General features: G+C 56.9%; 23 protein-coding genes, 1 tRNA gene and 1 pseudogene. 15 read left to right on the top strand and 10 right to left on the bottom strand.

What is annotated here, in order from left to right; genetic code table 11:
- Positions 1 to 5 precede the first annotated feature (5 nt).
- Positions 6 to 82, top strand: a tRNA-Ile gene (locus tag AD670_RS09855).
- 114 nt (positions 83 to 196) lie between these two features.
- Here the strand turns inward: AD670_RS09855 and AD670_RS09850 are convergent.
- Together AD670_RS09850 and AD670_RS31440 are read right to left on the bottom strand one after the other, a co-directional pair.
- Positions 197 to 1,237 (bottom strand): SH3 domain-containing protein, encoded by a 1,041-nt coding sequence (locus AD670_RS09850; protein WP_053131118.1) that lies wholly within the window; start codon positions 1,235 to 1,237, stop codon positions 197 to 199.
- Positions 1,237 to 1,665 (bottom strand): annotated as a pseudogene (locus tag AD670_RS31440) (tyrosine-type recombinase/integrase); the annotation flags it as partial. The gene AD670_RS09850 and the pseudogene AD670_RS31440, both read right to left, overlap by 1 nt.
- Before the next feature lie 37 nt (positions 1,666 to 1,702).
- On the opposite strand from AD670_RS31440, the gene AD670_RS09840 reads away from it, so the two are divergent.
- The 3 genes from AD670_RS09840 to AD670_RS09830 are packed head-to-tail and all read left to right on the top strand — an operon-like array spanning position 1,703 to position 4,228.
- Positions 1,703 to 2,395 carry a hypothetical protein gene (locus tag AD670_RS09840; protein WP_053131114.1) on the top strand — a complete coding sequence of 231 codons (693 nt, stop codon included), beginning with the start codon at positions 1,703 to 1,705 and terminating at the stop codon, positions 2,393 to 2,395.
- Positions 2,380 to 3,351 (top strand): hypothetical protein, encoded by a 972-nt coding sequence (locus tag AD670_RS09835; RefSeq protein ID WP_053131111.1) that lies wholly within the window; start codon positions 2,380 to 2,382, stop codon positions 3,349 to 3,351. Before AD670_RS09840 ends, AD670_RS09835 begins: the two co-directional genes overlap by 16 nt.
- A 4-nt stretch (positions 3,352 to 3,355) precedes the next feature.
- Positions 3,356 to 4,228, top strand: coding sequence for a DNA cytosine methyltransferase (locus AD670_RS09830; protein ID WP_053131108.1), 873 nt, complete (start codon positions 3,356 to 3,358; stop codon positions 4,226 to 4,228).
- Positions 4,229 to 4,301: 73 nt separating this feature from the next.
- Here the strand turns inward: AD670_RS09830 and AD670_RS31435 are convergent, their stop codons facing one another.
- Complete coding sequence (locus tag AD670_RS31435) at positions 4,302 to 4,559, bottom strand: hypothetical protein (protein ID WP_156338188.1); 258 nt, start codon at positions 4,557 to 4,559, stop codon at positions 4,302 to 4,304.
- A gap of 429 nt (positions 4,560 to 4,988) precedes the next feature.
- Between AD670_RS31435 and AD670_RS09825 the strand changes: the two genes are divergently transcribed.
- Positions 4,989 to 5,369, top strand: coding sequence for a type II toxin-antitoxin system RelE/ParE family toxin (locus AD670_RS09825; protein ID WP_053131105.1), 381 nt, complete (start codon positions 4,989 to 4,991; stop codon positions 5,367 to 5,369).
- A 19-nt stretch (positions 5,370 to 5,388) separates the two neighbouring features.
- Here AD670_RS09825 and AD670_RS09820 read toward each other — a convergent pair whose 3' ends face one another.
- Together AD670_RS09820 and AD670_RS09815 are read right to left on the bottom strand one after the other, a co-directional pair.
- Complete coding sequence (locus tag AD670_RS09820) at positions 5,389 to 5,700, bottom strand: helix-turn-helix domain-containing protein (protein ID WP_053131102.1); 312 nt, start codon at positions 5,698 to 5,700, stop codon at positions 5,389 to 5,391.
- A gap of 531 nt (positions 5,701 to 6,231) precedes the next feature.
- Positions 6,232 to 6,927, bottom strand: a complete 696-nt coding sequence (locus AD670_RS09815; protein ID WP_256243889.1) for a hypothetical protein — start codon at positions 6,925 to 6,927, stop codon at positions 6,232 to 6,234.
- Between the two features lie 257 nt (positions 6,928 to 7,184).
- Between AD670_RS09815 and AD670_RS09810 the strand changes: the two genes are divergently transcribed.
- Positions 7,185 to 7,820 carry a helix-turn-helix domain-containing protein gene (locus AD670_RS09810; RefSeq protein WP_172681460.1) on the top strand — a complete coding sequence of 212 codons (636 nt, stop codon included), beginning with the start codon at positions 7,185 to 7,187 and terminating at the stop codon, positions 7,818 to 7,820.
- A gap of 33 nt (positions 7,821 to 7,853) precedes the next feature.
- Here AD670_RS09810 and AD670_RS09805 read toward each other — a convergent pair whose 3' ends face one another.
- The 4 genes from AD670_RS09805 to AD670_RS09795 all read right to left on the bottom strand — a co-directional run bounded on the left by AD670_RS09805 (position 7,854) and on the right by AD670_RS09795 (position 10,550).
- Positions 7,854 to 8,519: an RES family NAD+ phosphorylase gene (locus AD670_RS09805; protein ID WP_053131099.1), complete on the bottom strand. Its 666-nt coding sequence runs from the start codon at positions 8,517 to 8,519 to the stop codon at positions 7,854 to 7,856.
- A gap of 526 nt (positions 8,520 to 9,045) precedes the next feature.
- A complete protein-coding gene (locus AD670_RS31935; protein WP_082340946.1) occupies positions 9,046 to 9,342 on the bottom strand; it encodes a hypothetical protein in 297 nt (98 codons plus the stop codon).
- A gap of 5 nt (positions 9,343 to 9,347) precedes the next feature.
- Positions 9,348 to 9,593 (bottom strand): hypothetical protein, encoded by a 246-nt coding sequence (locus tag AD670_RS09800; RefSeq protein ID WP_053131096.1) that lies wholly within the window; start codon positions 9,591 to 9,593, stop codon positions 9,348 to 9,350.
- Between the two features lie 531 nt (positions 9,594 to 10,124).
- Complete coding sequence (locus AD670_RS09795) at positions 10,125 to 10,550, bottom strand: VOC family protein (RefSeq protein ID WP_053131093.1); 426 nt, start codon at positions 10,548 to 10,550, stop codon at positions 10,125 to 10,127.
- Positions 10,551 to 10,688: 138 nt separating this feature from the next.
- Between AD670_RS09795 and AD670_RS09790 the strand changes: the two genes are divergently transcribed.
- From AD670_RS09790 to pqqE, 9 genes are all read left to right on the top strand, one after another.
- Positions 10,689 to 11,135, top strand: a complete 447-nt coding sequence (locus AD670_RS09790; RefSeq protein ID WP_053131091.1) for an Lrp/AsnC family transcriptional regulator — start codon at positions 10,689 to 10,691, stop codon at positions 11,133 to 11,135.
- 168 nt (positions 11,136 to 11,303) lie between these two features.
- On the top strand, positions 11,304 to 12,986 hold the full coding sequence (locus AD670_RS09785) for an NAD(P)/FAD-dependent oxidoreductase (RefSeq protein WP_053131235.1): 1,683 nt from the start codon (positions 11,304 to 11,306) through the stop codon (positions 12,984 to 12,986).
- Between the two features lie 11 nt (positions 12,987 to 12,997).
- A complete protein-coding gene (locus AD670_RS09780) occupies positions 12,998 to 13,792 on the top strand; it encodes a carbon-nitrogen hydrolase family protein (protein WP_053131088.1) in 795 nt (264 codons plus the stop codon).
- Positions 13,793 to 13,840: 48 nt separating this feature from the next.
- Positions 13,841 to 16,210 (top strand): pyrroloquinoline quinone biosynthesis protein PqqF, encoded by a 2,370-nt coding sequence (gene pqqF / locus AD670_RS09775; RefSeq protein ID WP_053131085.1) that lies wholly within the window; start codon positions 13,841 to 13,843, stop codon positions 16,208 to 16,210.
- Positions 16,211 to 16,369: 159 nt separating this feature from the next.
- On the top strand, positions 16,370 to 16,444 hold the full coding sequence (pqqA, locus tag AD670_RS30800; RefSeq protein WP_003194766.1) for a pyrroloquinoline quinone precursor peptide PqqA: 75 nt from the start codon (positions 16,370 to 16,372) through the stop codon (positions 16,442 to 16,444).
- A gap of 71 nt (positions 16,445 to 16,515) precedes the next feature.
- Positions 16,516 to 17,427: a pyrroloquinoline quinone biosynthesis protein PqqB gene (gene pqqB / locus AD670_RS09770; protein WP_053131082.1), complete on the top strand. Its 912-nt coding sequence runs from the start codon at positions 16,516 to 16,518 to the stop codon at positions 17,425 to 17,427.
- Between the two features lie 11 nt (positions 17,428 to 17,438).
- A complete protein-coding gene (gene pqqC, locus AD670_RS09765; protein WP_053131079.1) occupies positions 17,439 to 18,191 on the top strand; it encodes a pyrroloquinoline-quinone synthase PqqC in 753 nt (250 codons plus the stop codon).
- Positions 18,188 to 18,463: a pyrroloquinoline quinone biosynthesis peptide chaperone PqqD gene (gene pqqD / locus AD670_RS09760; protein WP_053131077.1), complete on the top strand. Its 276-nt coding sequence runs from the start codon at positions 18,188 to 18,190 to the stop codon at positions 18,461 to 18,463. The genes pqqC and pqqD overlap by 4 nt, the downstream gene beginning before the upstream one ends.
- Positions 18,456 to 19,586: a pyrroloquinoline quinone biosynthesis protein PqqE gene (gene pqqE / locus AD670_RS09755; RefSeq protein WP_053131075.1), complete on the top strand. Its 1,131-nt coding sequence runs from the start codon at positions 18,456 to 18,458 to the stop codon at positions 19,584 to 19,586. The genes pqqD and pqqE overlap by 8 nt, the downstream gene beginning before the upstream one ends.
- A gap of 5 nt (positions 19,587 to 19,591) precedes the next feature.
- On the opposite strand, the gene AD670_RS30795 is transcribed toward pqqE, so the two are convergent.
- Positions 19,592 to 19,750, bottom strand: coding sequence for a YqaE/Pmp3 family membrane protein (locus tag AD670_RS30795; protein WP_010207008.1), 159 nt, complete (start codon positions 19,748 to 19,750; stop codon positions 19,592 to 19,594).
- Between the last annotated feature and the right edge of the window lie 174 nt (positions 19,751 to 19,924).

The following is a 19,924-nucleotide window of genomic DNA, read 5'->3' as shown; positions in this document are numbered from 1 at the left end:
ACTGAGGGCCTATAGCTCAGTTGGTCAGAGCAGAGGACTCATAATCCTTTGGTCCACGGTTCAAGTCCGTGTGGGCCCACCAATTCGAAAGCCGCGCATTGCGCGGCTTTCGTCGTTTTTGAAGCGTTGAGAAGTCACGCTGAAAACTGCCAAAATCTGCTTTACGTCCACAAACCGTCCACACATGCTAAAGCGCTCACTCAATACGCTTCGTGTAACTCCGCAAAATCCAGCCCTCATACAGCTCGTCATCCATCACTACCGATACGTAAAGCCAGGCCCGGTCAGTGGAGTCAAGCACCTGCACCAATGATCCAATCCGGATTTTGAGCACGGCCTCAGCCTGCCTACTAGGATCATCCATCAGATAGACATCCGACCCCGTGACGATCCTAAACCCGATTAAATCGCTTTTATTCGCCCCAGAGGGCAAGTGACGGGCTATTGCACGAGCGTCAGCAGGAGTTTCAACGCTGGTAAAAAGACCTGAAAGATTCCGTTGTAGTTCGAAACCTTTATTTATGGAGCCTATCGGATCCTTGGTGAATGCCGACAGCATGAGGCACAAGAAATACACCAGCGCCGCCTGGGACGCCCCTTTTAAGCTCCCACTATTTTGAAAAGCCTTAACTACCTCTTGTGGGACATCAGAGTCATTGACCTGCCGCGTCACCTTGGAGAAGTCATCAATTTCTCCAACAACAGCAACTGCCTCTTCGAACCCGGAAACTATCTGAGCAGCTGATATATCCCCAGATCGGATCAACTCGAAAAGCTCAGAATTTATCGACGAATTTAAAAACTCGGAAATGTACCTTTGATTTACCCCAATGGAATCAACCGCTTTCGCCGCAGCTATGAGTGACTTTGAGATATTGAGCTCATGGTTCATCTGGCTTACAGCTTTCATAGCAATACCAATAGGCGACTGACTCAGTGCTTTCATGGTCAGTCCTATGGACGACTGGTTTAGTGCTTTCATAGCCAAACCAATAGATGAATTCGCAGCAATACCAAGAGGCTGGACTGGGACAGATAACGCTTTGGCCACCGAACCTATCTTTTGAAAATCCTCACTACGCTTGAATATTCCCATGCTTTCGGTCAAGGCTCTGACAGCATCACCGATCTGGAAAATCTCTTTTGAAACTGTGAATCCTTGCATCGCTTTTGTTACTTCCAGGGCATATCCAATATCGCCCTTCGACCTCAAAGACTCAGACCGTTTATCACTCATCAACACCGCTCCTTGGATTTACTTTTATTTCGAGTTTTAGCAATAGGATTCAACCTAACCACCTCAGCCATATGCCCCGGACTAAAGTGCGCATACTTGATCGTCATCGCCAACGTCGCATGCCCCAACACCCGCTGCAACGTCAGAATATCCCCGCCACTCTTCATATAGTGACTTGCAAACGTATGCCGCAGGATATGCGTCACCTGCACCTCGGGCAACTCCAGCCCAACAGCCTCAACTGCTCGCCGAAACGTGTTGTACCCCGATTTGAACGGCAAAGCCTCAACCACCTTCGCCGCCAGCTCCTTGGATATCGGCATACTGCGATTCTTGCTCGACTTCGTTTTGAAGTAATGCATCATGCCGTCGCGCACTTGCCGCGCCTGCAAGCTCTCAGCCTCGCCCCACCTAGCCCCAGTCGCCAAGCTTGAAACGCGTGGATGACTACGTGGGGCCAGCCGAATGAAGCCACATATATTGGTAAGGATTAACGGCCAGCTTGTTGACCTGGTGCAGCACGAGGTGCGCCTCGACCTGCACACGCCTGGCCGCGCGCGCTTGAGCGTCAAATCGCAGGAACCTCAAAGCGGACTGGTTACGCTCGATGTGGGCTACAACGACAAGCCCCTGCATCGGCACTTTGTTGGCTATGTCGAACGATGCACCACCGCCAACAGCCACGAACAGGTGCTGTTTTGTCGCGAGCTGACAGCGGTGCTCAACTATCCGTTGCCCATAGCGCTACGGCATGTCGACCTGCGCGCCGTACTGATCGAAGCCAGCCGCGTCACGGGCTTGCGCTTTCGCGTCCCTGACGCGCCCTACGCCAAACTTCGCACACCCTATTTTTACTCACTGGCCAGCGGCATCCAGGCAATGGATAGCCTGGCACAGGTGTTCAGCATCCCCGACTTCATCTGGCATCAACAAGGCGACGGCGAGGTTTACGTCGGCAGTTGGGCCGACAGTTACTGGGGCGCTCGGCCGGCGCTGCAACTACCCATCGAGTTGTTCGACGGCTACCAAGGCAACCAAAGCGCCGTGATAGCCGCCCTGCCCGGCCTGCGCCCTGGCGCGATGATCAACCAAGGCCAGCGCATTACCGCTGTGACCTTGACCGATACGCACATGGTGCTCAAGTGGAAGAAACCGTAACCCGCATCGTTGAACGACGCTTCCCGGAGTTGGCCGGTGCCTATCACCTGCCGCGCTTTGCGCGCGTGCTGGCCGTGGCTGATCCACCGGACGCTGCTGGGCTGTGCGATGACTTCCGCCCGCGCTACGCCGTCGACCTTGAGGTGCTAGCCCCAGACGGGGAAGCGGACTCGGGTTTACCGCACCTTCTAGGTGTTGCCCTACCGGTACCCGGGGGCGGTACCGAGATGGGCTTCTATGCCTTTCCGGAGGAAGGCACCGTTGTGGTGGTCAGCTTCGCGTATGGGCTGCCGAACAAGCCTTTTATTTTGCAGATCCTGCCCCACGGCTTGAGCCTGCCCCAGGTGCCAAAAGGCGACCAGCTCTGGCAGCACAGCGAGGCCGTGCAACAGCGTGCCGATGCCGAGGGCAATTGGTTACGGCAGACGGACGCCCGCATCACCGATCAGGCCAGTGAGCGCCAGGTGCAGGCGTTGGAAAACGCAGAACGGTATCAAGTCAGCACCGTGGAGGTGGATGACCACAGCACGGAGTCAGTCGGCGGGATCAAGGCTGTCGAGGCATTGGGCGCCCTGAAGCTGCTGTCCGGCGGGTCGGCCAGCCTGGCGGCGGTCGATGACCTGCACCTGGCCACCGGTCGGGACTTGAACCTGGTGGTGGGGCAGAAGCACAACGCAATCGTGGGCGGTGACATGCACGAGCAGATCCAGGGCATGCGTAAAAGCGTGGCCGCCATGGGGCAGCGCCTGATGGCGAGCAAAACATGGCTGGGCTCCGAAGGCGTCAACGTGCTGCAGGTGCTGTGTGACCTGATCGACCTGGTGCAGCAGATGAACGTCGCCATCGCCGCGCACAAACACGGCCCGACACCGCCGCCGGATAACACGGCTGAATTCACGACACATGCAGCGTCTGCCAGGGCGCAGGCCGCAAAACTTAAACCCATCACCGAGTGAATGAATGCAACAACCCACCATTGGCAGCCTGTTCGCAGGCATTGGAGGCTTTGATGTCGGATTTGAAAACGCCGGATACCGCACCGCCTGGCAAGTCGAACTTAACCCCATCAACCGGGCTGTGCTTGCCGATCGATTTCCCCATGCACGCCAATTTGAAGACGTGCGCAAATGCGGGGTTCACAACCTGTCTGCCGTCGATGTCATCACCGCCGGCTTCCCCTGCCAGGACATCAGCATCGCCGGCTGCCGGGAAAGCAACCGCGCCACGCGAGGCCTGCAAGGCGAACGCAGCGGACTGTTTTGGGAAGTCATACGAATCCTCAAGGAAACACAACCTCGCTGGGTGGTCCTTGAGAACGTCGTTAACCTGCTCGCTGTCAACGATAGCCGCGACTTTGAGACAGTCATCCGGGCCCTTGCGGACTGCGGGTATGTGGGATTTTGGCGAGTGCTTAATGCTCAATATTTCGGAGTCCCCCAGCAACGTCGCCGCATATTCCTGGTCGCGGGTTATCGACGCATGCCCCCCCTCCAGCTCCTGGCTGACGCCGCGCCAGTGGACGCAATATCTCCAGCGTCTCAATCGCAGCACTGGCCACGGCCCGCGGATGCCTGGGCTGCCAATACTTTATTGGCAAACAAAGCGGGATCGCAGATCGCTATGGGCTGTACCACTTTCGTCGCTGAGCCGGACGGATGGGATCAGATGGTTGAGCGGCAGCGAACGGCTGAAAATGATGGGCTTTGCCTCGGACTGGATGCGGCCAACCTTGCGGAGGCTTTTGGTGCCGGAAATGCCGTTGTTACGCAGGTGGCGGAATGGGTTGGGCGGGGGTTGATGAGAGCGGAAGAATTAACAGGCTCAATTAAATAAACCTTGCACTCCTTACATAACGCAGCCGCATTTATGGACAAACAACCACCGCCCTGCCGAAAAGCTCTCCCACTCAACCCGCCACAACACTGGCGGGTCCGCCAAGTGTCGCCGCCTCGTTTATAAAGACCGATACGTCACGATGCTCCAACGCTTTTACTTCGTCCATTGCCAAATGATTGAGCCATACGGAAAGACGCGTTGCACATGACGGGAGCTGCCAGGCGAGCGCATTGGCATGATCGAATAAAACCCGCTCAAGATCGTCAGCATCCAAACGTAAGCGCTCAGGCTCGATAGCTGCAGCAATCCGGGCGGTTAACTTGGCCACTCCAGGCGCTCTATGACGAAGCTCGCCTAGTCGCTGTATGAAGGTTGATGTGTGCGGCATAGGCATGATTCGCAATCCTAAAGTGACAAAGAAGGGATACCCACAAGACCACTATGGCGTGTATTTGGCTGCCTGCACACCTTAATCCAGACGTCCAATCAAGATTGCTAACCGACCACCCGTCAACGATTAAGAAGATCAAGCCAAGTTGCACTCCAAACACAAGCCAACCGTTATCGGTTCTGATAACCTACATCCGCTCGGTCATTTATCTGACCGACGACGGACTTGCCGACTGCACACACCAGGGAGCAAGTCAGAGATGGGCGCCGGACGACCGGCGTGACCGTCTTACCCCACAACCTAAAGAGGAAGTATCAATGAAACCTTTCCTGAAGCCTTTAACAATCAATCGGAGGGACCCACATCGTGGCCCAGAAAAAACGCGACATCAGCGAAAACGACACAAGTAAAAGACTGGTAAAGAACCACCCAGAGGCAGCGGTAGCTAAGGAAATGCAGAAAGCGCCCGAAAGGATCCGCGACTGCTTCGTTACCAACCTCACCCTCTTACAGAACGGGTTGCCTCTAACCTGCGAAGTAAGCCCGTTGAGCTCCCTAGGACATGGAGTCTACGAACTCAAAATAAAAGGGAGACCCGGTTGGCGCTGCATCTATTACACCGGCCAGCCCGGGTTGATATATGTGCTACACGTTTGCGAGAAAACCACGAATGGCCCTGATAGGCAGATAAAAAACGTGGTTGAGAAGCGCTTAAAAACCCTGAGGAGCGAACTCAAGGCCGTATAAGCGTGAGGATAGCGATGTGTTAGAGCATCGCTTTTTTCAGATTCATCACCAGAGGCTGCGCTTTGTTTTCGGGGTCAAAATCCGCGTCCACTTTGTAGCCGATTCGCACCAGCATCTGCAGCAGCGCATCAATCGAAAATTTCTCTAAATACCCCTTGAACAGATTGCTCATACGCGGCTTGGTAATGCTCAGCTCGTGCGCAGCCGTGGCTTGATTCCAGCCTTTTTGCCGGATCAGGGTGATCAGGACGAGGAATAGCTGGGTTTTCAGGTGCTTCATGTTGAATTCCACAGGATCGTCTGTGAACAATTCGAAAATATTTTGGCTCATGGTTGTTCCTCCGTTGGTCAAGGGAGGCTTGCTCTCGGTTGAATACATTCAGGGATGTCATCGGTCTAGGGTCGTAATCACGGTTGACAAATGCGTCAATCTCTCCAGTGGTTTATTCGACCTTGCATGCATACTATTATCTTTTCTTGTAACTATGCAAATGCATTTCCCACCAAAGTGATGATAGAAATCTGTTTAGCCATTCGTAAACATTTTCGGAGCAGTATTCATCAGCGTCTCCGGTGCTTGATGGGCCCGCCAATGTGGGCAACCATTCGTCTGGCAATTGAAATCACCGCGAAACCTCACCCGGCAGAACGACGGACTCTTATCTCCGAGCCTTATATTTTGTGCCTTACAGCTTGATTTGCTCTCTCTTAAGCCCGCCCGCGCAACTGCTGATGGATGTGGACAGCCTCTCAGTCGCAGGCCCGAGCACAGCTGCATTTTTTCGTCAGCCGGATCACAGGCCTTCTACAAGCCGTAACCGTTCAGTCACGGGGTCGGCCGAGCAGGTTGGACCCACACCAGTCAAAATCTGATGCGCATCAGTGTTCTCCAGAAATTCTTGAGCGGCGACAATTGGTGCTTACGCCAATTTCGCTGCCACCATTCATCATCATTCAACGCACGTGCTTCTATATTGCTGCCTGTAATAGCTGCAGGCTGCTGACGAAATAGCATAGGGAAGACACAATGCTGTTTCATTCTCCGCTTGAACATGACATCCACTGGCACGCCGCTATAGGGGGTTTCAGCTAACACCCGACAACCCTCACGAGAAAGGATGTACGCATGAAGCGCCACAACCTTCCCCCGCGCGATGTATGGGAACCAGGTCAACCAGGTACGGCCCATGGTATAACCCAGATGGAGCGCTTCGAACTGGCCCCGCCGCAGAAACCGGTTGATCCAACGAGTTTGCCTTGGGCATAGCTTGTAAGGCTTGGCGTCATCCTCAAAGATCAAAACCCGCTCCCAACCCGCACCCAGAGCCTTAATCGCGATAGCCTGATGGGACTCGTAGCACCCGCGGACAGGATCCGAGCAGGGCTCGACAATGAAAAACTCGATCTCACTTGAGATTAGCGAGGCCACTGTCAAATCGAAAAGCTCTCGACGATCCGCGCGCGCTCCCAACGAAATGCAGAAAGATCGGTCGACATCGAATGACACGCTTTGAGCGTTGAAGCCCTGGCCGAAGGTGTTATTCCGAAGAAATCGCACTGATTAGGATCCTGACAACACCCTTATGACCCAATGCCAAAGGGAAAGTCATGATCAGAACGACGCTGGGTGCGGGTCTGCCGGACAGTTCCTAAAGGCGCGTGGGATGCCTATTAGGAAAAAGACATGTGTGACACCGAAAGAGGCTAACGGCAATATTTTGTTGACGAGTGGACAGGTTGACAGGTTGACACAAATGTTTAGCAAGCAGTAAGCTTTTCCCGTTGCTCACATTTGAGTAACGAAAGGAGAAGCCTATGAACACAGCTACGATTGAGAGATCCCAAAGCAGCGTCAAATCACTTGACGACGCTAAAGCCTCGCTCGTGCAGAAATTCATAGCCCGGATGAACACCGTGTCCGAATCCGAGGTTATCAATGCTGCAAAGCTCGATGACGACAAGGCTTTAGCTGTCATTATTAAAAAGGCAGGTAAAAGTAGCGAGAAGCCATTAAGTATCAAAGCTCGTAATGAAATTGCCTTCGCCCAGATGAAATCAAAAGCGTTTGAGGCGGTTAAATCATCGTACGACCTTCTAGACGCAGGCGATGCATGCCAGATACTTGGAATCTCAAAACAGGCGTTGAGTAAGAAAACCAAATCCGGACAAGTCATTGCTTACACCAACAATCGACGCAAGTACTACCCTGACTTTCAGTTCGAAAACAACAAAGCCGCAGCGTCAATAACAAAACTGCTTAAGGCATTGGAGATTGATCCGGAAGATGAGCCTAAGGTAAATCTACTGATTGGGTTTCTCGCCAACACTATGGACTACTCCAATCCTGGCGAGCCCAAAAACGTGCAGCCTCGTTATAAGCTTCTGGACACAGATCCCGCATTCCAGATAATTGTACGCGACTTCAAGAATCGCTTGGAAATGGGTAAGTAAAGCTGGGCTTCCCTAAAGGGGAAGCCCAACCCTTTACTCTACGGTCACGTCCAGGTCTGCCAAGAACTCAATCGCTGTTTGACCGTTCGCAAGCTCAACCTCTGCTAAAGGTTTGGAGCTCACTGGTACTAACTGTTTTTTTCTTCCCTCAAACAACACGAAGTTGCAACCGTCGTTTGAGGCTGCGGGGAATACCGTGGAGGTATAGAGGAAACCATCGATCTCCTTGCTAAGCCTCATGCATGCGGCACTTACTGTCTGGGTAAGTACATACCCTTCACTACCTTGACCCTTCGCCTCGACAAGATGCCTGAGCTTGTGGCCCCCTGCATAAGCGCTCATCCTCGCCACGTCTACCAAGCGGAGATCTCTATCCGCAGCTAGCTCGTGCACCGACATCCCCTGAATCTCTGACATCAAGACAGGCGAGCCTGGCCCCTCACCGCCATGCTGAAGCGTCTCAGCAATAGCAACCGCACTGTTGGCAGCCACATAACAAACCCCGATCTCCTTATTCAAATCCCCATATCTACTATCAGAGTTTTTGTTGTAGAAGACAGGATCCTCGTGCCGGGTTGGTTGAACGCGAAAAAACGGTGTTCCCTTCTTAAAATCGACAATTACTTCCGGATGTTTCAGAAGCGCCGATTGAATCTGCTGCTCAACATCTTGACTTTGTTTCTTTTCCTCGCCTGCCAAATCGTGTACTCCTGTAAAAATCAAACACTTTGCCCATGAGCTAATCCCATTTGCGTTTTAGATGCCCGTCGACATCCGACGGGTGCTAGTGCAAGCACCTGCTTGCCAGAGAATTACAACTGACTTCTGAAAAAAACACCACAATTTTTTTAAACTTTTTTTGCAGGATTTTAGAGCACTGCGTTACGCAGTTACGCAGTTACGCAGTTACGCAGTTACGCAGTTACGCAGTTACGCAGTTACGCAGTTACGGCATTAAAGCGTTAAAGCGTTAAAGCGTTAAAGCGTTACAACGCTAATATGCTAATCCGTATCAGCAAAAACCAAACGAAATCAAAATACTATTTGCTAATAATAAAAAATCACGCAAAAGCCGCGAGTGATCACGCAGAAATCCAGCCTAAAGCGATAGAGAAATAAAGATGAGGAATATGGATTGCCTGGCAAAAAGCTGCATCGAAGGTTTTCAGCTGGATAGAAATCATACGACACCCACCAGTGGAGCCCCATCTCCTCATCTCTGACGTTATTCCACCCGACACCACCAAGACTGGGCGTAAGCACAGCCTTCCACATACTCAATTCCGCTCAACACGAAACCGTTTGGTGCCATTCCTGCCAGCGTTGCGTCTAGCAGTTGAGGTAACGGTGACGGCTCCAATGGCCAGCCTGAGCTAACGGTTGCGACATATGCACTGCGCCCAAGATCAGTAGATGCCTCAGACGCTACTCGCACATCTCCTCTGATCGCTTTGTAATTCCGCCGTTCGATCGCACTCAAAGCAATGCCTTTGCGGCGCATTGGGGTTATCAACATGTGCATCAGCTTTAACCTCCTTGCCAGTCATCTAGCAGCGCTTCTACGGCGTACGCCAGCGCACTATCAGCTTGTTCAAGAAGGTCACTGAGATCATAACTATCAATTAATTGGGCCCTGTGCAGCGCATGAGCACCAATTATCAAAGTCTTGTGATGAGTAGCAGGATGCTTAAGCAGCTCCTGCTGATCCGCCAATAGCACCTGCCAAGCAGCCCTAGAAGAAATAGCCAACTCGCTTTCTTCAATGTCATTCATGAGCAATCAAATCCAACGCTCAATACTGTACATGCAAACAGTACATCAAGATCCAGGCACCGGCCTCACGACCCGATGAAGTGCTCAATGAATACAGCGATGAAGGGTCAGCACCAGGGAAAAGTCAGGAGGAGAAAGCACTTTTCCCCCTCCCGCCGACGGACATCTCATGTTCGTTTTGTGAAATTCGAAAAGCAGCGAAGCTAGCAGCTTGATTCAGCGCTGCTGAAGGATGACGTGCAGATAGTGGATTTCGCGTCGTGAAACGTGATGAAGGAGGGCGAAGTACTGGACGATTTTTCCGTCCACATACCGTCCACACCAGAAGGTAATATTTTCAGAAACTGGCGGCATATATCTCGTAAAACCGTACTATCCCAGCGTTTTAGCTATGGCTATTAAGTTTTTTTTGGACTCATAATCCTTTGGTCCACGGTTCAAGTCCGTGTGGGCCCACCAATTCGAAAGCCGCGCATTGCGCGGCTTTTGTGTGTCTGGCACAGACGTTTTGCGTGGGGGCTGCCTACAACCTTATTTCGCAAACAACTGCCCAATATCCCTGAATGCCTTGAATTCCAACGCATTGCCGCACGGGTCGAACAGGAACAATGTCGCCTGCTCACCCACCTGTCCCTTGAACCGAATATGCGGTTCCAACACAAACTTCGTCTGCCGCGCCTTTAAACGGTCTGCCAGGGCGTGCCAATCTTCCCAGCCCAGCACTACGCCAAAATGCGGCACGGGCACGTCGTGGCCGTCGACAGCGTTGGTATGGGCGGCTTCCTGGGAGGCGGTTTTCGGGTGTTCGTGGATCACCAACTGATGGCCGAAGAAGTTGAAGTCGACCCAGTGTTCGCTGGAGCGGCCCTCCTCCAACCCAAACACTTCGCCGTAGAAGTGGCGTGCAGCGGCGAGATCGAATACCGGAATTGCCAGGTGAAAGGGTGCGAGTGTCATCAGTTCAAACCTCTGTGGGCGTCAGTTGCCCCGAGTTTAGTTCAACCGCGCCGGCCGCCAGACCACGCTGAATGCTGCCTGCTGGCCGATCCATGCCTGTAACATGCGTTCCCATTGCCGCCCGTCACGGAGCCTCACGTGCCTGTTCTAGATGAAATCGATCGCCAACTGATCGCCGCCCTGCAGATCAATGCCCGCGAAAGCGTGGCCATGCTTGCCCGGCAACTGGGCATCGCGCGCACCACGGTGACGTCGCGCCTGGCACGCCTGGAGAAAACCCAAGTGATCACCGGTTATGGTGTGCGCCTTGGCCAACGGGTGGTGGATGGTGGTTTGCAAGCCTATGTGGGGATCACCGTGCAACCGCGCTCGGGCAAAGAAGTGCTGCGCAGGCTGAGCGCCATGGCCCAGGTTCAGCAACTGTGCGCAGTGAGCGGTGAGTTCGATTACGTGGCCTGGTTGCGCACCGACTCGCCGGAGCAGCTCGATCAATTGCTGGACCAGATCGGCAGCGTAGACGGCGTTGAAAAGACCACCACTTCGATCATCCTCAGTAACAAACTGGATCGTGCACAACCAATCTGACCGCCAATCTCGTCACTATGACTAAAAACAATTCATTCCGACGGCACTTTGCGTCTTATTAACGAGCGCAACGCTGCCTAAACTGGCTGCCATCTTTTCCTATACTCAACGGGTCGCTTCCCGCCGAGTCGCCAGCAAGGGCCAGCCATGAGCATTCCGTCCAGCACCATCAGCAAGACCAATCGCCACCCTGCAGACGGTAAAAAGCCCATCACCATCTTCGGCCCGGATTTTCCGTTCGCCTTTGATGACTGGATCGAACACCCAGCCGGACTCGGCAGCATCCCCGCCGCCAACCATGGCGCCGAAGTGGCCATCGTCGGCGCCGGTATCGCCGGGCTGGTCGCCGCCTACGAGCTGATGAAACTGGGCCTCAAACCCGTAGTGTATGAGGCCTCGAAGATGGGCGGCCGTTTGCGCTCCCAGGCGTTCGAAGGAGCCGAAGGCATCATCGCCGAGCTGGGCGGCATGCGCTTTCCGGTGTCATCCACCGCGTTCTATCACTACGTCGACAAGCTGGGCCTGGAAACCAAACCCTTCCCGAACCCACTGACGCCGGCCTCCGGCAGTACGGTGATCGATCTGGAAGGCCAGACCCACTACGCACAAAAGCTGTCCGATTTGCCTGCGCTGTTCCAGGAAGTGGCTGACGCCTGGGCCGATGCCCTGGAAGCCGGCTCGCAATTCGGCGACATCCAGCAAGCCATCCGCGACCGCGATGTGCCGCGCCTCAAGGCGCTGTGGAACACGCTGGTGCCCTTGTGGGACGACCGCACTTTCTACGACTTCGTGGCCACCTCCAAGGCCTTCGCCAAGTTGTCGTTCCACCACCGTGAAGTGTTTGGCCAGGTGGGTTTCGGCACCGGCGGCTGGGACTCGGACTTCCCCAACTCCATGCTGGAAATTTTCCGCGTGGTCATGACCAATTGCGACGACCACCAACATTTGGTCGTCGGTGGCGTGGCCCAGGTGCCGATGGGCATCTGGCGCCATGTGCCGCAGCGTTGCGCCCATTGGCCCGCCGGTACCAGCCTGAGCTCGCTGCACTGCGGTGCACCACGGGCCGGGGTCAAGCGCATCGCCCATGCGGCCGATGGCCGTTTCGCGGTGACCGACAACTACGGCGATACCCGCGAATACGCGGCCGTGCTCACCACCTGCCAAAGCTGGCTGCTGACCACCCAGATCGAGTGCGATGAAACCCTGTTCTCGCAAAAGATGTGGATGGCGCTGGACCGCACGCGCTACATGCAATCGTCGAAGACCTTCGTGATGGTCGACCGCCCGTTCTGGAAAGACAAAGACCCGGAAACCGGCCGCGACCTGATGAGCATGACCCTCACCGATCGCCTCACGCGCGGCACTTACCTTTTCGACAACGGCGACGACAAGCCAGGGGTGATCTGCCTGTCGTACTCGTGGATGAGCGACGCGCTGAAAATGCTCCCGCAACCCATCGACAAACGGGTGAAACTGGCCCTGGACGCCTTGAACAAGATCTACCCGAAAGTCGACATCAAGGCGCGCATCATCGGCGACCCGATCACCGTGTCCTGGGAAGCCGACCCGCACTTTCTCGGAGCCTTCAAAGGTGCGCTTCCGGGTCATTACCGCTACAACCAGCGTATGTATGCGCACTTCATGCAGAAGGACATGCCCGCCGAACAACGTGGGATTTTTATCGCCGGTGACGACGTGTCCTGGACGCCCGCCTGGGTTGAAGGCGCAGTACAAACCTCACTGAACGCGGTGTGGGGCATCATGACCCACTTCGGTGGCAGCACTCACCCCGAGAACCCGGGGCCGGGTGATGTATTTGATGAAATCGGGCCGATTGCCCTGGCCGATTAAGGAGTTATGCCATGCGTGTCGCCCTGTACCAATGCCCGCCGCTACCGCTGGATGTAGCCGGGAACCTCAAGCGCCTGCACCAGCTCGCGCATGAAGCGACCGATGCCGATGTGCTGGTGCTGCCGGAGATGTTCCTCACCGGTTACAACATCGGTGCCGAAGCCGTGGGTGCCTTGGCCGAGGCCCAGGATGGGGAGTCTGCGCAAGCCATCGCCGAAATCGCGCAAAACGCCGGGCTGGCGATTCTGTACGGCTACCCGGAGCGCGCCGACGATGGGCAGGTCTACAACGCCGTACAACTGATCGACAGCCACGGCCAGCGCCTGTGCAACTACCGCAAGACCCATCTGTTCGGCGATCTGGACCACTCGATGTTCAGTGCCGGCGAAGATGATTTCCCGCTGGTGGAGCTCAACGGATGGAAGCTGGGGTTCTTGATCTGCTATGACCTCGAGTTCCCGGAGAACACCCGACGCCTGGCCTTGGCCGGCGCCGAGCTGATCCTGGTGCCCACCGCCAACATGGTGCCGTTCGACTTTGTCGCCGATGTCACCGTGCGGGCGCGAGCCTTCGAGAACCAGTGCTATGTGGCTTACGCCAATTACTGCGGGCACGAAGACGATATCCAGTACTGCGGACAAAGCAGCATCGCCGCACCGGATGGCCAGCGAATCGCCCAGGCCGGCCTGGATGAAGCCTTGATCGTCGGCACACTGGAGCGCCAGTCGCTCCTCGACGCGCGCGCCGCCAATCACTACCTGCAAGACCGGCGCCCAGAGTTGTACGGCACGCTGTACAAGCCCTGAACTGGCGGGTTTGCTAGCATAGGCGCTTCCTACGTTTCGGAAGTGCCCATGCCTGCGCCGGCCCACCCTCACCACACACACCTGACCCTCGCCAATGGCCTACGGATTTCCCTGCGCCACGCGCCTCGCTTGAAGCGCTGTGCCGCTGTTCTACGGGTGGCGGCGGGCAGCCACGACGTACCGCTCGCCTGGCCGGGCCTGGCGCACTTTCTGGAACATCTGTTGTTTCTGGGCACTGAGCGATTTCCTGCGGGCGAAGGGCTGATGGCCTACGTGCAGCGCCACGGTGGCCAGATCAACGCCAGTACCCGCGAACGCACCACCGACTTCTTCTTCGAACTGCCGGTGTCGACCTTTGCCGCTGGATTGGAGCGCCTGGCGGACATGCTGGCTCATCCGCGCCTGGACCTGGAAGATCAATTGCGCGAGCGCGAAGTGCTGCACGCCGAGTACATCGCCTGGTCCCAGGATGCCCAGGCACAGCAGCAAGTAGCGCTGCTGGCCGGCCTGGCAGCCGATCATCCGCTGCGCGGTTTTCACGCCGGCAACCGTGACAGCCTGCCGGTGGAGCGTGAGGCATTTCAACAAGCACTGCGGGAATTCCACGCGCATTTCTATCAAAGCGGGCAGATGACCTTGAGCCTCGCCGGCCCACAATCGCTGGAAGAGCTGGAAGGCCTGGCGCAGCAGTTCGGCGCGCAACTGATCCCAGGCCACTGGCATCCGCAGGCATCACCACCGGCCTTGATGCAAGGCCAGGTTCGGCGTTATCAACACATCGACAGCGGCCACCTGCACCACGTCATGATCTGTGACGCGCCCCGTGAAGCCCTGGACTTCCTCTGCACCTGGCTCAATGCCAGTGCCCCGGGCGGGCTGCTCGCCGAGTTGAAAACCCGACACTTGGCCAGCGCCCTGCGGGGGTCAGTGCTGTACCACTTTGCGGGGCAAGCCGTCTTGAATATCGACTTTACGCTCGATGCCGCAGACGAACCGGCGACACACATTGAGGCGCTGCTGCACGACTGGTTGAGCTTTTTCGCACACAGCGAGTGGACGCCACTGCGCGAAGAGTTCGCCCTGCTGAACGCTCGCCAACAACAGACCCAGGGCGCCCTGGCATTGGCCCGAAACGACAGCGAAGACCTCAGTGAACAGGGCGTCGCTGCGCTCAAGGCCCTGCTTGATTCACTGCACTTGCCGCCCGCCGGACAGCGTTGGCAACTGCCGCCGAACAACCCATTCCTGCGCCCACCGATCAAAGAAGAACGCGCCGGCCTGATTCGCGGTCAAACCAGCGCTCACCGAGGCTTGCGCACGTTTGCCCAGGATCGTTCACGGGGGCGAAGGGACGTAGCGGCGCTGACGTTCAGCCAAGCCTTGGCGGATGACAGCGACGAGGGCGCGCTGTACGTGCAGTGGCGCTTCGACGCGCCCGTGCCTGCCGGACTGGAAAGCACCTTGCAGCCATTGCGTGAGGATGCGCGCCAGGCGGGCGTCGAATTATCTGTCGAATCCACGGGTAATGACTGGCTGGTAAAAATGATCGGGCTTCACGAGCCCATGCCAGCCGTGCTGGAGGCGTTGGCGCAGCGCATGAACTTGCCGCCAGAGGCGGCGTCGGCACCAACGCCCATGATCGCCATTCGAGCACTGCTCAAGGCACTCCCCACGTGCTGCACCACCGGCACTGTCGACTCCCGCGCGCAACCTGCATCCTGGGCCACTGCACGCTGGCACGGCCTGGGACTGGGGCTGCCCGCCGCGTGTGAGGCGCTGATAAAGACCGCTGCCGCCCGTCTGCCCGGACAACCTGCACACGCCGAGCAGCGTCTTCAAAACATCAGCGCAAACCGTGTGTGGCACGAGGTTAATACCGACTCAAGCGAAGCCGCCGTGCTGCTGTTTTGCCCGACCCCCAGCCAATCCCTGGCCGATGAAGCGTCCTGGCGATTGCTTGGGCACGTGCTTCAAGGGCCGTTCTACCAACGCCTGAGGGTCGAGCAGCAATTGGGTTACGCCGTCTTCAGCGGAGTCCGGCAGATCAACGGACAAACCGGCCTGCTGTTTGGTGTGCAGTCGCCCAGCCTCTCCCGTGACGACATCGTTGATCACCTGCTGGCCTTCATGGCGCAACTACCTGCGCTGATCAGCGGTCGCGAAGACCTCGGCAATCTGGCCCTGGCGCAGCAATTCTCAGCCCAGGCGCTACCCATATCCCAAGCCGCCGAACTGCTTTGGCAGGCGGGCTTGGCCGGTCATTCGTCGGGTTACCTGGAACAGCTCCAGCAGCTGATCCAGCGCCTCACCCATGAGGACGTGCAGCGCGCTGCACAGCAACTGAACGACGCTGCAGGCGGCTGGCGCTGTGTCGCCAATGGCCCGCGCATCTCGGCTACCTGGCACCCGGCTGGCTGATCATTGCTAACCCTGCAACAGGCTTTTTCCACCAAGACAGCGCTAACTTGAAAAGAATTGAGTAACATTCCTACGCACACATCTGAACATCTCCGACTGGAGGTGGACTATATGTATTACTTGGTAGTAAACGTCCCATCCCTTCGTAGGAGTAAGAATATGACTTGGTCCAAACCTGCTTACACTGATCTGCGCATCGGCTTCGAAGTCACCATGTACTTCGCCAGCCGTTAATCCGCTGGGTAATACAACGCCTCGGTTCGCCCGGGGCGTTTTTGTTTTGAGCTTTGCTTGATGGAGCGGCCATGTTTGTCCAGATTCTAGGTTCCGCCGCCGGCGGTGGCTTCCCGCAGTGGAACTGCAACTGCGTGAACTGCGCAGGTTTTCGTGACGGCAGCCTGCGGGCGCAGGCGCGCACCCAGTCGTCCATCGCCATTTCCGACGACGGCGTGAATTGGGTACTGTGCAATGCCTCGCCGGATATCCGCGCACAACTCCAGGGTTTTGCACCGATGCAGCCCGGCCGCGCACTGCGCGACACCGGCATCAGCGCCATCATCCTGATGGACAGCCAGATCGACCACACCACCGGCCTGCTGAGCCTGCGCGAAGGTTGTCCGCATCAAGTGTGGTGCACCGACATGGTCCATGAAGATCTGAGCACCGGCTTCCCGCTGTTCACCATGCTCACCCACTGGAACAGCGGCCTGGCCTGGAACCGCATCGAGCTGGATACCAGCTTCACCATCCCGGCCTGCCCCAACCTGCGCTTCACCCCGTTGCCCCTGCGCAGCGCCGCCCCACCGTACTCGCCGCACCGCTTCGACCCGCACCCAGGCGACAACATCGGCCTGATCGTCGAAGACCTGCGCACCGGCGGCAAACTGTTCTACGCCCCTGGCCTGGGCAAGGTCGACGCGCCGTTGCTGGAGATCATGGCCGGCAGCGATTGCCTGCTGGTGGACGGCACGATGTGGGACGACGACGAAATGCAGCGCCGTGGCGTCGGCACCCGTACCGGACGCGAGATGGGCCACCTGGCGCAGAACGGCCCCGGTGGCATGCTCGAAGTGCTGGAACAGTTGCCCAAGCAGCGCAAGGTGCTTATCCACATCAACAACACCAACCCGATCCTCGATGAAGACTCTCCCGAGCGCGCGGAACTGGTGCGGCGCAACGTCGAAGTGGCTTACGACGGCATGAGCATTGAATTGTAGGAGCAACCGAAATGACTGACACACCGTTGACGCCCGCTGAATTCGAAGCAGCCCTTAAGGCCAAGGGCGCCTTCTACCATATTCATCACCCGTACCATGTGGCGATGTATGAAGGCCGTGCCACCCGCGAGCAGATCCAGGGCTGGGTCGCCAACCGGTTCTACTATCAGGTGAATATCCCGCTGAAAGACGCGGCGATCCTGGCCAACTGCCCGGACCGCGAGATCCGCCGCGAGTGGATCCAGCGCCTGCTCGACCACGATGGCGCACCCGGTGAAGACGGCGGTATCGAAGCCTGGCTGCGTTTAGGCCAGGCGGTCGGCCTCGACCCCGACCAGTTGCGTTCCCAGGAACTGGTGCTGCCCGGCGTGCGCTTTGCGGTAGACGCCTACGTGAACTTTGCGCGCCGTGCCAGTTGGCAGGAAGCCGCCAGCAGCTCGCTCACCGAGCTGTTCGCGCCGCAGATCCACCAGTCGCGCCTCGACAGCTGGCCGCAGCACTACCCATGGATCGACCCCACCGGTTACGAATATTTCCGCACCCGCCTGGGCCAGGCTCGGCGCGATGTGGAGCATGGGCTGGCAATCACCTTGCAGCACTACACCACCCGTGAAGGCCAGGAGCGCATGCTGGAAATTCTCCAGTTCAAACTGGATATCCTGTGGAGCATGCTGGATGCCATGAGCATGGCCTACGAACTGAAACGCCCGCCGTATCACAGCGTGACCGAGCAGCGGGTCTGGCATAAAGGGATCACCCTATGAGCTTTGATCGCAGCAGAAAACCGACCTGGCGCCAGGGCTACCGCTACCAGTACGAACCCGCGCAAAAAGGCCACGTGTTGCTCTACCCCGAAGGCATGATCAAGCTCAACGACAGCGCCGCGCTGATTGGTGGCTTGATTGACGGTGAGCGCGACGTGGCGGCGATCATCGCTGAGCTGGATAAGCAATTCCCCGGCGTGCCTGAGCTGGCTGACGACATCGAGCAATTCATGGAGGTCGCCCGTGCTGAGCACTGGATCACCCTTGCCTGAAAAACCAGCCATCGGCCTGCCGCTGTGGTTGCTCGCCGAGCTGACCTACCGCTGCCCGTTGCAATGCCCGTATTGCTCCAACCCGCTGGACTTTGCCGAGCAGGGCAAGGAGCTGAGCACCGAGCAGTGGATCAAGGTATTTCGCGAGGCTCGTGAGATGGGCGCCGCGCAATTGGGTTTTTCCGGCGGAGAGCCGCTGGTGCGCCAGGACCTCGCCGAGTTGATCGCCGAGGCACGCAAGCTGGGGTTCTACACCAACCTGATCACCTCGGGTATCGGCCTGACCGAGCAGAAGATCAGCGACTTCAAGAAAGCCGGCCTGGACCATATCCAGATCAGCTTTCAGGCCAGTGACGAACAGGTGAACAACCTGCTGGCCGGGTCGAAAAAAGCCTTCGCGCAAAAGCTGGAAATGGCCCGCGCAGTGAAGGCGCACGGCTACCCGATGGTGCTGAACTTCGTCACCCATCGGCACAATATCGACAAGATCGACCGCATCATTGAGTTGTGCATCGCACTGGAAGCCGACTTTGTCGAGCTCGCCACCTGCCAGTTCTATGGCTGGGCGCAGCTCAACCGTGTGGGGTTGTTGCCGACCCAGGAACAACTGGTACGCGCCGAACGCATCACCAACGAATACCGCGCCAAGCTCGAAGCCGAAGGCCACCCGTGCAAGCTGATATTCGTCACGCCGGATTACTACGAGGAACGCCCGAAAGCCTGCATGAATGGCTGGGGCAGTATTTTTCTGACAGTCACGCCAGACGGCACCGCCCTGCCCTGCCACGGTGCCCGACAGATGCCGGTGCAGTTTCCCAATGTGCGCGATCACAGCATGCAGCACATCTGGTACGACTCGTTTGGCTTCAATCGCTTTCGCGGCTACGACTGGATGCCCGAGCCGTGTCGTTCATGCGATGAAAAGGAGAAGGACTTCGGCGGCTGCCGTTGCCAGGCGTTCATGCTCACGGGGGATGCGAGCAATGCCGACCCGGTGTGCAGCAAGTCCGAGCGGCACGGCATCATCCTCAAGGCGCGGGAAGAGGCCGAACATGCCACCCAGACCATCGAGCAGCTGGCCTTTCGCAATGAGCGCAACTCACGACTCATCGCAAAAGGCTGACGGGCTCAGCGCTTGGCGATGATGTACACCGCGTGAATGATGCCCGGGAAGTAACCGCACAGGGTCAGCAGAATGTTCAGCCAGAACGCGCCGGCGAAACCCACTTGCAGGAACACACCCAGTGGCGGCAGCAGAATGGCGATGATGATACGAATGATGTCCATGGGTCAGCTCCAGAAAATCGGCTCGTGTGAGCCGTGTAGCTAATCGACCTTGGGCGTTCGTGAGGGTTCAGTGGGATCTGGCACCGGGCCATCCTTTAATGATCAGACAAAAAAACGCCCCCAGCCGAAAAAATCAGACTGGAGGCGCCGCGTATACCGCGAGACGGTTCAGAA

This window comes from Pseudomonas sp. MIACH (genome assembly GCF_001269925.1).
Classification (GTDB): domain Bacteria; phylum Pseudomonadota; class Gammaproteobacteria; order Pseudomonadales; family Pseudomonadaceae; genus Aquipseudomonas.
This window is presented reverse-complemented; position numbering and strand designations above follow the sequence as displayed.

Coding starts and splice junctions, on each gene's coding strand:
- AD670_RS09850 (WP_053131118.1), bottom strand. CDS start 1,237: ATGAGTGATAAACGGTCTGAGTCTTTGAGGTCGAAGGGCGATATTGGA.
- AD670_RS09840 (WP_053131114.1), top strand. CDS start 1,703: ATGAAGCCACATATATTGGTAAGGATTAACGGCCAGCTTGTTGACCTG.
- AD670_RS09830 (WP_053131108.1), top strand. CDS start 3,356: ATGCAACAACCCACCATTGGCAGCCTGTTCGCAGGCATTGGAGGCTTT.
- AD670_RS09820 (WP_053131102.1), bottom strand. CDS start 5,700: ATGAGCCAAAATATTTTCGAATTGTTCACAGACGATCCTGTGGAATTC.
- AD670_RS09810 (WP_172681460.1), top strand. CDS start 7,185: ATGAACACAGCTACGATTGAGAGATCCCAAAGCAGCGTCAAATCACTT.
- AD670_RS31935 (WP_082340946.1), bottom strand. CDS start 9,342: ATGCACATGTTGATAACCCCAATGCGCCGCAAAGGCATTGCTTTGAGT.
- AD670_RS09800 (WP_053131096.1), bottom strand. CDS start 9,593: ATGAATGACATTGAAGAAAGCGAGTTGGCTATTTCTTCTAGGGCTGCT.
- AD670_RS09795 (WP_053131093.1), bottom strand. CDS start 10,550: ATGACACTCGCACCCTTTCACCTGGCAATTCCGGTATTCGATCTCGCC.
- AD670_RS09780 (WP_053131088.1), top strand. CDS start 12,998: ATGCGTGTCGCCCTGTACCAATGCCCGCCGCTACCGCTGGATGTAGCC.
- pqqF (WP_053131085.1), top strand. CDS start 13,841: ATGCCTGCGCCGGCCCACCCTCACCACACACACCTGACCCTCGCCAAT.
- pqqB (WP_053131082.1), top strand. CDS start 16,516: ATGTTTGTCCAGATTCTAGGTTCCGCCGCCGGCGGTGGCTTCCCGCAG.
- pqqC (WP_053131079.1), top strand. CDS start 17,439: ATGACTGACACACCGTTGACGCCCGCTGAATTCGAAGCAGCCCTTAAG.
- pqqD (WP_053131077.1), top strand. CDS start 18,188: ATGAGCTTTGATCGCAGCAGAAAACCGACCTGGCGCCAGGGCTACCGC.
- AD670_RS30795 (WP_010207008.1), bottom strand. CDS start 19,750: ATGGACATCATTCGTATCATCATCGCCATTCTGCTGCCGCCACTGGGT.